Genomic DNA, 12,673 nt, shown 5'->3' on the forward strand with positions numbered 1-12,673 from the left:
GCTTGAAAACTTAAACTTTTTGAAATCTCCTGGTGACATTTTACCGTGAGTCTTGATTTTCGCCGCAGGAAGGGACTGATTTTCGCGGCGCTGACTTTTCGCTGTTTAAAGTATATTCGTCCCGAAAAGGGGGTTCTTTAAGGTAGTCCGAACCGCTTCAAAAGGCAAGAGCAAACAGACCCGGCGGTACCTCTTGGGGACCTCCTCGGGAGGCGGGTTTCCCGTTTCCATATCTTAAGCGCTGAACTTGGCCAGGCGGCCGGCATGGGCCAGGAGCAGGTTCATGGTGTAGAGAAGGGGGAAGTGCCCCAGGGTTCCGGCGGCGCATTCGGCCTCGGAAAAACCTTGCGTTTCCCGGCGGGGTCGGACCCAGCGCGAGTGGACGAGGAAAGGTACCGGGTGCCAGCTGTGGCCCCGATACACGGCGGGGGTGCTGTGGTCGCCGGTGATAACGAGGGCGTCGGGCCCAAGCGCCAGGATTTCCGGGAGGAGCCGGTCGAACTCTTCGATTACCTTCACCTTCCCCTCCCAGTTACCATCCTCACCCCGGGAATCGGTTCCCTTCACGTGGAGGAAGAAGAAGTCGTAGCGGTCCCAGTTTTCCTTCAGGCTGGCCATTTCGGCGGCGATTGTCTCTCCGGCTACGGGAAGAAGCTCCATACCCACTAAGGAGGCGAGGCCCCGGTACATCGGGTAGACGGCGATCGCGCCGGCGCGGGCTTTGAAGCGTTCCGGGAAAAGAGTGAGCTGCGGTCGGCGAGAGAAACCGCGCAGCAGGGCGTAGTTGGTAACCGGTTCGTCTTTTAAGAGTGCGGCCAGCCGCTCTAAAAACTTGGTGGCGACGGCTGCGGTCTTGGCCGCTTCCGGGGTAAGCGCCCGCGGCAGGAGTGGCGGGGCGCCAACGGCCTGCGGGTCGGTATCGGCAACCTGCTCCCCTAACTCCGGGCTGCGAAAAACAACGACGAAGCGGTGTTCCTTCACCGGGCGGATAAAAACCGGCACGCCCTCGATTTCGGGGATCTCTTCCTGCAGGAGGGCGCAAACTTTCGCGGTGTGTTCGGTGGTAGGGCGTCCGGCCCGCCGGTCGGTGACCACGATCCCTTCGGGGGTGTACCGTGCCGTGGCAAAATTTGCCCGCACCGCCACATCCTGCGGCTCAAGGGGGAAGCCGATGCCTAAGGCTTCGAGCGCGCCACGGCCGATGGTGTATTTCAGGGGATCGTAGCCGAAGAGGGCCAGGTGTCCGGCGCTTGACCCGGGAGTGATACCGGGGAGAACCGGGTGGGCGAGCCCTAACTCGGATTTCTGGGCTAACGCGTCGAGGTGTGGCTTGTGTGCCGCCTCCAATTCCGTTTTGCCGCCATATTCCGGTACCGGCAGGCCGCCGATACCGTCGAGAACTACCAGGACCATTTTGGTTGTGGCCGGGCGGGCAAGTTCGGTGAGCAGTTTTTCGCGTTCCATAGGGCACCCTTCGTTCTAAAAGTGGTCCGGGCTGATAAACGGTACTTGATTTTAGCATAATTTTTTCGCAATTACAAGTTCCGCGGCCGCTTGCTTTTGCGGTTTAGCTGGCGCAGATTAAGGTTTTTCCCGGGGCGGTCGGTTTTATCCGAGGGCTTGTTAGTAGCGGCTAAAGTTTGATATAATTTGCTGTGGTTTGCGTAGAAGGGAGAAAAGAAATGATTACGCGGAAAGACGTGGAGCACGTTGCTCTCCTGGCGCGACTTGAGCTCACGGAGGAAGAGAAGGAGCTGTACACGGGGCAGTTAGCGAAGATTCTCGAGTACGCTTCGATCTTGAAGGAGCTGGATACGGAGCATGTGCCCCCGCTTGCCCACGTTTTGCCCCTGCAGAATGTTTTCCGCGAGGACAAGGTCGGTGCGCACCTCGATCCTGAGGCCGTGCTGGCCCATGCCCCGGAGAGGGAAGAGCGCTTTTTCCGCGTTCCCCGCATCGTGTAGTAGCCTTGCGAGGGTGCTTGGCGCAATACGAGTCAACGGCGGCGTAAACGTGAGGGTGGGCTCCCGGTTTGGGGGCGCGGCACCCTTAGGCTTAATTTTGTTAACTTTGTCTTTCGAACCTTGAATGTTGCCCTGTGAACGCCAAACGTCAAACGTAACCAAGGAGGAGTTACCTTGGAGCTCTTTTTCACCCCGGCGCACGAGCTTGGCCGGCTCTTGCGGGAAAGAAAAATAGCGGCGGTGGAGCTGGCGGACGCGGTCTTCGACCGCATTGCCGCTGTCGAGCCGAAGGTGAAGGCCTACCTCCGCCTGTTGCGAGAGGAGGCGCGGGCGCAGGCGCGGGCGGTCGACGCTAAGATCGCGGCCGGTGAGGAAGTGCCGCCGCTCGCGGGCATCCCGGTAGCGGTGAAGGACAATATCTGCATGTTAGGCGTCGAAACCACCTGCGCTTCGAAGATCCTGAAAGGCTTTGTTCCCCCGTACGACGCCACGGTGATCGAACGCCTCAAAAAGGAAGGCGTCCTTTTCACGGGCAAAACGAATATGGACGAGTTCGCGATGGGCTCTTCCACGGAGAACTCCGGCTTTTTCCCCACCGCCAACCCTTGGGACTTGGAGCGGGTTCCGGGCGGCTCCAGCGGTGGTTCGGCGGCGGCGGTGGCCGCAGGGGAAACGGTAATGGCGCTCGGTTCCGATACGGGCGGTTCGATTAGGCAGCCGGCAGCGTTTTGCGGCGTAGTCGGGCTCAAACCCACCTACGGCCTGGTTTCCCGTTACGGCCTGGTGGCCTTTGCTTCCTCGCTCGACCAGATCGGGCCCATCACGCGGGACGTGCGGGACTGCGCGCTGCTCCTAAACGCCATTGCCGGCCACGACCCGCGAGATTCGACCTCGGTGCCTTACGCGGTCCCCGATTATACCGGGTTTCTCGTCCCCGATATCAAGGGCTGGCGGATCGGTATCCCGCGGGAGTACGTCGGGGAGGGTATCGCGCCGGAGGTAAGGGCGGTACTCGACCGGACGGTTGATTTGCTGGCGGGCTTCGGGGCGACCGTAGGGGAGATTTCTCTGCCCCACACGAAGTACGCTCTACCGACCTACTATCTGATCGCGCCGGCGGAAGCCTCCTCCAACTTAGCGCGCTACGACGGTATTCGCTACGGCCTGCGGGTGCCCGCCGAAGACGTGATTTCGATGTACAAAAAGACGCGCAGCGCGGGCTTCGGCGCGGAGGTGAAGCGCCGGATTATGCTTGGGACCTACGCGCTCTCGGCAGGTTACTACGATGCTTACTACCTGAAGGCGCTTAAAGTGCGCACCTTGATCCGCCGCGACTTTGACGTGGCTTTTGAAAAGTTCGACCTCCTGCTTTCACCGACAGCACCGACACCGGCCTTTAAAATGGGCGAAAAAATTGCCGATCCGCTCGCGATGTACCTGTCCGATATCTGCACCTTGGCGGTTAACCTCGCGGGCCTGCCAGCCATCTCGGTTCCCGCCGGTTTTGCCGGTAACCTGCCAGTGGGCATCCAGTTTATCGCCCCGCCTTTTGCGGAAGGACGCTTGCTCCAGGCGGCCTACACCTTGGAGCAGGAGGCGGGAGTGGGAACGCGGCGGCCGCCGCTTTAAAAGGGAGGCAGACGGAAGCGTGAACGCCTACGAAACCGTAATCGGCCTGGAGATCCACGTAGAACTCAAGACGGAAAGCAAGATCTTTTGCGCTTCGAGCGCCCATTTCGGCGGCGCGCCAAACGCCCATATCTGCCCGGTTTGCTTGGGCTTACCCGGCGTGCTGCCGGTTTTGAATAAAAAGGTGGTTGAGTACGGCATCCGGGCTGCCCTGGCGCTCAACTGTGAGGTAGCGCATTTCTGTAAGTTTGACCGGAAGAACTACTATTACCCGGACCTGCCAAAGAATTACCAGATATCCCAGTACGACCTGCCGTTAGCGCAGAACGGCTACCTTGAGATCGAGACCGGGAATGGCCGCAAGCGGGTGGGCATCATCCGCATCCACATGGAAGAGGACGCCGGAAAGCTTGTCCATCAGGGCACGGTGACGACCACCCCTTACTCGCTGGTCGATTACAACCGGGCGGGGGTGCCGCTTCTCGAGATCGTTTCGGCCCCCGATATGCGCTCGCCGGAAGAGGCGCGGGCCTATGCCGAGAAGCTGCGGAGCATCATCCAGTTTACGGGGATCTCGGACTGCAAGATGGAAGAGGGGTCGCTGCGGGTTGACGCCAACGTTTCGGTGCGCCCTGCCGGGACGAAGGAGTTCGGGGTAAAAACGGAGATAAAAAACGTTAACTCCTTCCGGGCGCTCCAGCGGGCGCTGGCCTACGAGATTGAGCGCCAGATTGAACTTCTGGAAACGGGCGGCGCGGTGGTTCAGGAAACACGGACCTGGGACGAGGGGAAGGGCGTGACGCTGCCGCTGAGGAGCAAGGAAGAAGCGCACGATTACCGCTACTTCCCGGAGCCGGATCTGCCGCCCCTGGTGATCAGCCGGGAATGGGTCGAGGAAATTTACCGGAGCCTGCCGGAGTTACCCGACGCGCGGCGGGAGCGCTACATGCGGGACTACGGCTTGCCCGCTTACGACGCAGGGGTGCTCACCGCCACGCGGGAGATCGGCGATTATTTCGAAGCCTGCGTCAAGCTTTACCCCCAACCGAAGATGGTGAGCAACTGGGTGATGGGGGAACTCCTGCGCCTGCTGAACGCGACGAATACGGAGATTACGGCATCGCCGGTGAAGCCAGAGCAGTTGGCTTCCCTCTTGAAGCTGATTGACAGCGGGACGATCAGCGGGAAGATCGCCAAGACGGTCTTCGAGGAGATGTTCAGCTCCGGCCGTGACCCGGAAGAGATCGTGGCGGAGCAGGGGCTGGTTCAGATCAGCGACGTGGCGGCGCTTGAGGCTGTGGTGCGGGAAGTCATCGCGGCTAACCCCAAGGTAGTGGCCGATTACCGGCAGGGAAAGGAAAAGGCGCTCGGCTTCTTGGTGGGCCAGGTGATGAAGGCGACGAAGGGAAAGGCGAATCCCGCGCTGGTGAACAAGCTCTTGAAGGAAAACCTGCGTGACGGTTAGCGTTACCAGGCTTGCGCGCGGACGTTGGGTTAAAGGCTGCATAGCGGTGTGCGCCAGGGCCGGCTGTCGCATACGTTAGCGGGAGGTGATCGTATGGAGTGCCGTAAGGAGAAAAACCTGAAGCTGTGCACTTGCACCTACGCCCATTGTGATAAAAAGGGGCTCTGTTGCGAGTGCGTCGCCTACCACCGGGGGCGGGGTGAGCTTCCGGGATGCTTCTTCCCGCCCGAGGCGGAGCGGACCTACGACCGGTCAGTTCAGGCCTTTATTCGGGCGCACCAGAAGCGATAGCCGTTATCGCCCTGTTTTTAAAATTTTTTCCGTGTGAGGTGTTACGTTTTGTTTGCGGGGAGAGAAATTAAGATCGTTGATACCACCCTCCGCGACGGGGAGCAGACCGCGGGGGTAGTCTTCGCCAACCGGGAAAAAGTGCGGATCGCGAAGCTTTTAGACGAGATCGGCGTCCACCAGATTGAGGCCGGCATTCCGGTAATGGGCGGGGACGAGGCCGAGGCGGTTAAGGAGATCTGCCGGGCCGGTTTGAAAGCGAGTATCATGGGCTGGAACCGCCCCGTCATCAAGGATATCGAGGCGTCGCTGGCCTGCGGGGTCGATGCGGTCGCCATTTCTATCTCGACTTCCGACATCCACATCAAGTATAAGCTGCAAACCTCCCGCGAGTGGGTGCTGGAGAAGATGACGGCGGCGGTAGCCTTTGCGAAGAAGCACGGCGTTTACATCTCGGTAAATGCGGAGGACGCGTCCCGGAGCGACATGGACTTCCTGCTCACCTTCGCGCGGGCAGCCAAGGAGGCGGGAGCCGACAGGCTCCGCTACTGCGACACCGTGGGGGTGCTCGATCCCTTCACCACCTATGAGAATATCAAGCAGATTATCGACGCGGTCGGCATTCCGGTAGAAACGCACACCCACAACGACTTCGGCATGGCGACCGCTAACGCGCTGGCCGGGGTAAGGGCTGGGGCCGATTGGATCGGCGTCACCGTCTGCGGCCTTGGGGAGCGGGCCGGTAACGCCGCCCTCGAGGAAGTGGTGATGGCGCTGAAGATCCTTTACGGGCTTGATCTTGGCTTCAAGACGGAGATGTTCCGGGAGATTGCCGAGTACGTTTCCCGGGCCGCCCACCGGGAGCTTCCCGCCTGGAAGGCGATTGTGGGGAAAAATATGTTCGCCCACGAGTCGGGTATCCACGCCGACGGGGTACTGAAAAACCCGAAGGCCTACGAGGCCTTTCAACCGGAGGAAGTGGGACTGGCGCGGCAGATCGTCATCGGCAAACACTCGGGCACGGCGGCCGTCAGGGCTAAATTTGCGGAGTACGGCATCGAACTTACGAAGCATCAGGCGGAGGAGCTCCTGCCGGAGATTCGGCGTGCGGCGGTAGACCTCAAGCGGCCGCTCTTCGACAAGGAATTGGTGCAGATTTACGAGGACTACTTCGGAAAGAGGGAATAGGGTTTTGGGGCAGACGATTATTGAAAAAATCCTTTCCCGGGCTAGCGGCAAAAAGGCGACGGCCGGCGAGATCGTCGTGGCGAAAGTCGACTGCGTGATGGCCCAGGACGGCACAGCTCCCCTGGCGATTCAGTCCTTTGAGCGGATGGAGGGGAAGCGGCTTTTTGACCCGGAGCGGGTGAACCTCGTCATCGACCACAGCGCGCCGAGTCCCACCGAAGGGATTTCCAACCTCCACAAGCTGATGCGCGATTTCGCGCGGGAGCACGGGTGCCGCCTCTATGACATCGGCGACGGCGTCTGCCACCAGGTGATGGTCGAGAGCGGGAAACTCGGCCCCGGCGCGGTCGTGGTCGGCGCCGACTCCCATACCTGCACGTACGGGGCGCTCAACGCCTTTGCGACCGGCGTTGGTTCCACCGACCTGGCGGCGGCCCTTATCTCCGGGCAGATGTGGTTTAAGGTGCCGGAGACGATCAGGATCATCTGCCACGGCGTCTTGCCGCGTGGCGTTTACGCCAAAGACCTCATCCTTTACCTGATCGGAGACCTTACCGCCGACGGCGCTACTTATAAGGCGGTGGAGTATGTGGGCGAGGCGCTTAGCGCGCTTTCTCAGGAAGGGCGCTTCACCATCGCCAATATGGCTGTGGAGATGGGGGCCAAAGCGGGGTTGATGGAGGCGGACGAGAAGACCTTCGCCTGGCTTGCGGCGCACGGCGCGAACCCGGAGGATTTTGCGACCGTGAACGCGGACCCAGACGCGGTTTACGCGGCGGTAAAGGAGTACGACGTAGCGGGTCTTGAGCCGCAGGTGGCGAAACCCCACCGGGTGGATAACGTCGCGCCGCTTTCCAGTGTGGCGGGACTCAAGATTGACCAGGCCTTCATCGGCACTTGTACCAACGGCCGGTTAGAGGACTTGCGGATAGCTGCCGGGATCCTCGCCGGGAGAAAGATCCACCCGCGGACGCGTCTGATTGTGGCGCCTGCTTCCCGGCGGATTTACCTTGCGGCGCTCCGGGAGGGCATCTTGGCGACTCTGGTTGAGGCGGGGGCCGCGGTGGTTACGCCCGGCTGTGGGCCGTGCGTTGGCACCCACAACGGTGTGCCCGCGGACGGCGAGGTGGTTATCTCTACGGCCAACCGTAACTTCAGGGGCCGGATGGGGAACCGTAACGCGGAAATTTATCTCGCTTCACCGGCGGCGGTCGCGGCGGCGGCGGTGGCCGGGGAGATCGTTGACCCGCGCGAATTTGTAAAATAGGGTGGGACGTATGCGCTTACAGGGCAGAGCACACAAGTTCGGTAACGATGTCAACACTGACTACATCATTTCCGGTAAGTATAAGTTTAAAACCCTCGACATGAACGAGCTGGCGAAGCACGTGATGGAGGACCTGGACCCCGACTTCTACCAGAAGATCCGGCCCGGGGACTTCATCGTTGCGGGGACGAACTTCGGCTGCGGCTCCTCAAGAGAGCAGGCGCCACTCGTCATCAAGCACGCCCGCATCGGTGCCGTTTTAGCGAAGTCCTTCGCCCGCATCTTTTTCCGGAACGCGATCAACACCGGCCTGCCGGTGGTGGAGTGCGATACCGACCAGATTGAGGTGGGCGACGAGATAGTGCTCGATCTGGCCGCCGGGGTGTGCGAGAACCGCACGCGGGGCGTTACTATACCGGTAAAACCCCTGCCGGAAGTGATGCTGCGGATTTTACAGGATGGGGGCCTTGCTGCGCACTTCAAGAAGCACGGCGGCTTCAACTTCGGATAGAAGCTTTGCGGGGAGGAAGGGTTAATGCACAGGGTGACGCTCATTCCGGGCGACGGGATCGGGCCGGATATCATCACGGCCGCCCGGCGGGTGTTAGATGCTTCCGGCGCGCCGATCGAGTGGGAAGTCGTGGAGGCCGGGGAGAAGGTGATCGCGGCTTACGGCACGCCCCTCCCGGACCACGTCCTCGAATCGATCAAGCGCAACCGCGTGGCGTTAAAAGGGCCGCTCACCACACCGATAGGGAAGGGCTTCCGGAGCGTCAACGTGACGCTCCGGCAGGAGCTCGACCTCTACGCCTGCGTCCGGCCGGCACGGACGCTTCCCGGGATCAAGACCCGCTACGAGAATGTGGATCTGATCATCGTTCGGGAGAACACCGAGGACCTTTACGCGGGCATCGAGCACCGGGTAGGGAAAGACGCGGCGGAAAGCATCAAAATCATCACCCGCGCCGCCTCCGAGCGGATCGCGCGCTTCGCCTTCGAACTTGCCCGGCGCGAGAAGCGCCAGAAGGTTACCGTGGTGACGAAAGCGAACATCATGAAGCTCAGCGACGGCCTTTTCTTAGAGTGCGCCCGGAAGGTGGCGGGCGATTACCCGGAGATCCAGTTCGAAGAGATGTTAGTGGATGCGATGGCGATGAAGCTTGTCCAGGCGCCCGAGAACTACGACGTCCTGGTGATGCCTAACCTCTACGGCGACATCCTTTCCGACCTGGCGGCAGGCTTAGTGGGCGGTCTTGGCGTGGCGCCTGGGGCAAACGTCGGGGACGAGATGGCGGTCTTTGAGCCGGTACACGGGAGCGCCCCGAAGTACGCGGGTATGGATAAGGTCAATCCTCTCGCCACCATTCTTTCGGGAGTAATGATGCTCAAGCACTTAGGGGAATTCGCGGCCGCAGAGCGGGTGATGCGGGGTGTGACCGCCGTCCTGGCGGAAGGGAAAACCGTTACCTACGACTTGGGCGGCAGCGCCAGGACCAGCGAGATGGCGACGGCGATTATCGAAAAGATGGCGTAAAAGAAGTATAAGTGCGAGGCTTGCAGAACAAAGAACTCAACCGGGCAGAACTTCCCGGTTTTTTTACTTTTGGTCTGTTAGTCTTACCCAGAGGCGTAGTATAGTTTTGTAAAGTAAGAAATATACGGAGGTAAGACAAGAATGAAAGTCACCTTGTCTGGAAAGGGGCAAATAGCCATCCCTGTGGTGCTCAGAAGGCGTTACGGGCTACAGAAGGGTGACAGGCTCTTGATTGAAGAAGCCGAGGGAGCAATCATTCTGCGGCCGCTGCCGCGTCACCCGCTTTTATCCCTTAGAGGGAAGTACCGGGCAAGGGGCGGCGAAAGCCTTACCAGTTTGCTGCTTGAAGAACGCCGTTTGGAGCGGGAAGATGAAGCGAAAGAAACAAGATAAGAAGGTTGTTTTCGACAGCTACGCTCTCCTTGCACTGGTAGGGGATGAGGCGGGTGCCGACACGGTTGCCAGAATCATTGCGGACGAAGATACAACGGTTTACCTAAGCGTTATCAGCCTTGGAAAAGTCTATTATGCGCCGGTACGGCGATAAGGCTGCCGAAGGGATCGTCCGCCATACGTTAATGGAAGAGGCGCTGGTGCTGGTAGAGGTGCCGTGGGAAAGAGTGAGAGAGGCGGCCCGGATTAAGGCCCGGGGCGGTCTTTCGTACGCCGATGCCTTTGTCGTAAGCTTGGCTTACGAACTTGGCGCGCCGGTGGTCACCGGTGATCCCGAGATCCGGGCCGCTGCCGGGAAGGTTGACGTTGCGGTCATATGGGTTGGTGGCGCCTAAAACTCCCAGGCAAAACCGGGGATGCCGGCAACGGCGGTGATCGCGCTGTGCATCACACTGCAAATCTGCTCCAGGCCGGCTGGCGTCTTGGCCTCGCACCGGGCGACGAGCACCGGCTGGGTGTTTGAGGCCCGCACGAGCCCCCAGCCGTTTTCAAAAAGAACCCGCGCGCCGTCAACAGTGATGACTTCGTTGGTTTTCCGGAAATGGGCGGCCAGCCCCGCCACAACCGCGAACTTCTGTTCGTCGGGACAGGGGATCCGGGTTTCCGCGGTGGCGTAATACTGCGGCACATCGGCAAGCAGTGCCGACAGCGGCTGATCCGTATGTGAAAGGATGCGCAGGAGCCTGCCGGTGGCGTAAAAGGCGTCGTCAAAACCGTAATACTCGTCGGCGAAGAAGAGGTGCCCGGACATCTCGCCGGTGAAAACGGCGCCCACCTCCCTCATTTTCGCCTTTACGAGCGAGTGCCCGGTTTTCCAGAAAAACGGCCGCCCGCCCAACCGCAGGATTTCGTCGACCAGCGCCTGCGAGCACTTCACTTCCACAAGGCAGGGCTTATCCGGGTGGCGGGGGAGAATCTCGCGCCAGAAAAGGATCATCAGCTTATCGCCCCAGATGATGCTGCCTTTATCGTCCACCACCCCTAACCGGTCGGCGTCCCCGTCATAACCCACACCGAGATCGCAGCCCTCCTCTATGACGGCGCGCCGCAGTTCGTGCAGGTTTGCGGTCTTTACCGGGTCCGGCTGGTGGTGGGGGAAGGCGCCGTCCGATTCGCAGAAGAGCGGGACCACTTCGCAGCCCCACCGGCGGAGGATTTCCGTGGCAAAAAGCGAGGCGGTGCCGTTGCCGCAGTCGACCGCGACTTTGAGGCGGCGCGGCCCGAGTCTAATCTTTTCCTGGAGCATCGTGAGGTAGGCGGGGATAACGTCTTCTTGGCGGACGCTTCCTTTACCGGAAGTAAAAAGAGCGCCTTCCATTATCTTTCGAAGCTGCTGGATGGTTTCCCCGTAGATCGCCACCCCGCCGGCCACGATCTTGAAACCGTTTTCCTCCGCGGGGTTATGGCTCGCGGTAATCATTACGCCGTTGCCAGTCCCCTGTGCCGCGCACGCGAAGTAGAGTACCGGCGTTACCACTTCGCCTATATCACGCACGTCGCACCCGCTGGCGACCAGCCCTTTCACCAGGGCGTCCCGCAACCGCGGGGAACTGAGGCGGTTATCCCGCCCCACGAAGACTCTCTTGTCGCCCTCTTGGGAGAAAAACGTTCCGAGGGCTTGTCCCAAAGCAAAAACGACCGTGTCGGTCAAATCCCGCGCCGCCACGCCTCTGATATCGTAAGCCCGGAAGATGTGCGGGTTAAACCGCGCCATCGAACCCCGCCTCCTTGAGCGCCGCTACCAGCCGCTTTATTTCCTGCGCGCGCTCCTTCGCACAGACCAAAAGCCGCCCGTCTTCCTCCACAATCACGAGGTCCCGGATGCCTAAGGCGCCTATCACGTGGTTGGCGGCCCGGATAACGCAGCCGGAGCTCTCGACCAGCACGCCTCGCCCTTCAATGACGTTGCCCTGCCCGTCGGCGGTGCCGCCATAGCGAGCCCACGCCGGCCACGTACCGACGTCGTCCCAGCCAAAGTCGGCGGGAATAACCAGCACGTTTTTCGCCCGCTCCATAACGCCGTAGTCGATGGAAATCTTCGGGAGGGTGGGGTAAATTCGCTCCATTGTAGGTCCTTCCGCTTCCGAGCCGAGCGCGGCCCCTATCGCTTCGAGGCCGGCGGCGAGTTCCGGGAGGTGCTCTTGAATCAACGCTTGGATCAAGTCGGTACGCCAGACAAACATCCCGCTGTTCCAGAAGTACTTTCCGCTCGCCAAGAAACGCCGGGCCCGGTTGAGGTCGGGTTTTTCCGTAAAGCGTAAGACCCGGTAAAGAGCGAGGCTGCCCGCAGTACGTAAGAGCTCACCCCGCTGGATGTAGCCGTAGCCGGTTTCTGGCCGGGTCGGCGTAATACCGAGCGTTACTAGCCATTCACCATTCTGGGCTGCGGCCACGGCAGTCGCCAGCACGCGGCGGAAGCGCTCCACATCCGCAATATAGTGGTCGGCAGGAAGGACCACCATCACTCCTTCCGGGTCACGCCGGCTAAGGAGCTGTGCCGCCAGCCCTACCGCCGCCGCCGTATCCCGCCCGGTCGGTTCTTCAATGACGTTTGCGGCGGGGATCTCGGGTACCTGTTCCCGCACCAGGTTGCCGTAGCCGCGGCCGGTCAAAATAAGGATATCGGACGGTTTGACGAGCCCCACCAGCCGTTCCACCGTCTGCTGGAGCATTGTCTTCTCGCCGATAAGGTGTAGAAACTGCTTCGGGCGGTTTTTAGAGCTTACCGGCCAGAAACGCTCGCCGCTGCCGCCGGCAAGAATCACACCGTACAAAGTAGCGCCAGCCACCGCTGTTTCCTCCTATCCCTATGCTTTTACCAGTATACCATAAAATTCACGGGTGCTGTGGGCCTATAACAAAGCTGGGTCTTGCCTTCCCGGGTC

General features: G+C 60.6%; 14 protein-coding genes. 11 read left to right on the forward strand and 3 right to left on the reverse strand.

All coding sequences use genetic code 11. The annotated features are described in order from the left end of the window. Window positions 1–234 precede the first annotated feature (234 nt). On the reverse strand, window positions 235–1,464 hold the full coding sequence (locus tag ACUVTA_RS06030) for a 2,3-bisphosphoglycerate-independent phosphoglycerate mutase (protein ID WP_445952067.1): 1,230 nt from the start codon (window positions 1,462–1,464) through the stop codon (window positions 235–237). A gap of 218 nt (window positions 1,465–1,682) precedes the next feature. Here ACUVTA_RS06030 and gatC point away from each other — a divergent pair, with 218 nt between their 5' ends. From gatC to ACUVTA_RS06085, 11 genes are all read left to right on the forward strand, one after another. Then, window positions 1,683–1,964 (forward strand): Asp-tRNA(Asn)/Glu-tRNA(Gln) amidotransferase subunit GatC, encoded by a 282-nt coding sequence (gatC, locus tag ACUVTA_RS06035; RefSeq protein WP_445952068.1) that lies wholly within the window; start codon window positions 1,683–1,685, stop codon window positions 1,962–1,964. 174 nt (window positions 1,965–2,138) lie between these two features. Next, on the forward strand, window positions 2,139–3,593 hold the full coding sequence (gatA, locus tag ACUVTA_RS06040) for an Asp-tRNA(Asn)/Glu-tRNA(Gln) amidotransferase subunit GatA (RefSeq protein WP_445952069.1): 1,455 nt from the start codon (window positions 2,139–2,141) through the stop codon (window positions 3,591–3,593). Between the two features lie 19 nt (window positions 3,594–3,612). Next, entirely contained in the window at window positions 3,613–5,058 is a 1,446-nt protein-coding gene (gene gatB, locus ACUVTA_RS06045) for an Asp-tRNA(Asn)/Glu-tRNA(Gln) amidotransferase subunit GatB (protein ID WP_445952070.1), read from the forward strand. 93 nt (window positions 5,059–5,151) lie between these two features. Further along, window positions 5,152–5,349: a DUF6485 family protein gene (locus ACUVTA_RS06050; RefSeq protein WP_445952071.1), complete on the forward strand. Its 198-nt coding sequence runs from the start codon at window positions 5,152–5,154 to the stop codon at window positions 5,347–5,349. A gap of 48 nt (window positions 5,350–5,397) precedes the next feature. Then, complete coding sequence (gene nifV / locus ACUVTA_RS06055) at window positions 5,398–6,534, forward strand: homocitrate synthase (protein WP_445952072.1); 1,137 nt, start codon at window positions 5,398–5,400, stop codon at window positions 6,532–6,534. A gap of 4 nt (window positions 6,535–6,538) precedes the next feature. After that, on the forward strand, window positions 6,539–7,801 hold the full coding sequence (locus tag ACUVTA_RS06060; RefSeq protein ID WP_445952073.1) for a 3-isopropylmalate dehydratase large subunit: 1,263 nt from the start codon (window positions 6,539–6,541) through the stop codon (window positions 7,799–7,801). 10 nt (window positions 7,802–7,811) lie between these two features. Further along, the gene (locus ACUVTA_RS06065; RefSeq protein ID WP_445952074.1) at window positions 7,812–8,312 is read left to right on the forward strand and encodes a 3-isopropylmalate dehydratase small subunit; all 501 of its coding nucleotides are present in this window, start codon (window positions 7,812–7,814) and stop codon (window positions 8,310–8,312) included. Window positions 8,313–8,336: 24 nt separating this feature from the next. After that, window positions 8,337–9,335: an isocitrate/isopropylmalate dehydrogenase family protein gene (locus tag ACUVTA_RS06070; protein WP_445952075.1), complete on the forward strand. Its 999-nt coding sequence runs from the start codon at window positions 8,337–8,339 to the stop codon at window positions 9,333–9,335. Window positions 9,336–9,476: 141 nt separating this feature from the next. After that, on the forward strand, window positions 9,477–9,728 hold the full coding sequence (locus tag ACUVTA_RS06075; protein WP_445952076.1) for an AbrB/MazE/SpoVT family DNA-binding domain-containing protein: 252 nt from the start codon (window positions 9,477–9,479) through the stop codon (window positions 9,726–9,728). Continuing rightward, window positions 9,706–9,882: a hypothetical protein gene (locus ACUVTA_RS06080; RefSeq protein WP_445952077.1), complete on the forward strand. Its 177-nt coding sequence runs from the start codon at window positions 9,706–9,708 to the stop codon at window positions 9,880–9,882. Before ACUVTA_RS06075 ends, ACUVTA_RS06080 begins: the two co-directional genes overlap by 23 nt. Beyond that, on the forward strand, window positions 9,863–10,123 hold the full coding sequence (locus ACUVTA_RS06085; protein WP_445952078.1) for a PIN domain-containing protein: 261 nt from the start codon (window positions 9,863–9,865) through the stop codon (window positions 10,121–10,123). Before ACUVTA_RS06080 ends, ACUVTA_RS06085 begins: the two co-directional genes overlap by 20 nt. Here the strand turns inward: ACUVTA_RS06085 and ACUVTA_RS06090 are convergent. Together ACUVTA_RS06090 and ACUVTA_RS06095 are read right to left on the reverse strand one after the other, a co-directional pair. Next, entirely contained in the window at window positions 10,120–11,502 is a 1,383-nt protein-coding gene (locus ACUVTA_RS06090; RefSeq protein WP_445952079.1) for a phosphomannomutase/phosphoglucomutase, read from the reverse strand. The two genes, ACUVTA_RS06085 and ACUVTA_RS06090, sit on opposite strands and share 4 nt — an antisense overlap. Continuing rightward, window positions 11,489–12,577 carry a mannose-1-phosphate guanylyltransferase gene (locus ACUVTA_RS06095; RefSeq protein ID WP_445952080.1) on the reverse strand — a complete coding sequence of 363 codons (1,089 nt, stop codon included), beginning with the start codon at window positions 12,575–12,577 and terminating at the stop codon, window positions 11,489–11,491. Before ACUVTA_RS06095 ends, ACUVTA_RS06090 begins: the two co-directional genes overlap by 14 nt. Window positions 12,578–12,673: the final 96 nt, after the last annotated feature.

It is taken from the genome of Thermodesulfitimonas sp. (assembly GCF_052743955.1).

Coding starts and splice junctions, on each gene's coding strand:
- ACUVTA_RS06030 (WP_445952067.1), bottom strand. CDS start 1,464: ATGGAACGCGAAAAACTGCTCACCGAACTTGCCCGCCCGGCCACAACC.
- gatC (WP_445952068.1), top strand. CDS start 1,683: ATGATTACGCGGAAAGACGTGGAGCACGTTGCTCTCCTGGCGCGACTT.
- ACUVTA_RS06050 (WP_445952071.1), top strand. CDS start 5,152: ATGGAGTGCCGTAAGGAGAAAAACCTGAAGCTGTGCACTTGCACCTAC.
- ACUVTA_RS06065 (WP_445952074.1), top strand. CDS start 7,812: ATGCGCTTACAGGGCAGAGCACACAAGTTCGGTAACGATGTCAACACT.
- ACUVTA_RS06070 (WP_445952075.1), top strand. CDS start 8,337: ATGCACAGGGTGACGCTCATTCCGGGCGACGGGATCGGGCCGGATATC.
- ACUVTA_RS06075 (WP_445952076.1), top strand. CDS start 9,477: ATGAAAGTCACCTTGTCTGGAAAGGGGCAAATAGCCATCCCTGTGGTG.
- ACUVTA_RS06080 (WP_445952077.1), top strand. CDS start 9,706: ATGAAGCGAAAGAAACAAGATAAGAAGGTTGTTTTCGACAGCTACGCT.
- ACUVTA_RS06085 (WP_445952078.1), top strand. CDS start 9,863: ATGCGCCGGTACGGCGATAAGGCTGCCGAAGGGATCGTCCGCCATACG.
- ACUVTA_RS06090 (WP_445952079.1), bottom strand. CDS start 11,502: ATGGCGCGGTTTAACCCGCACATCTTCCGGGCTTACGATATCAGAGGC.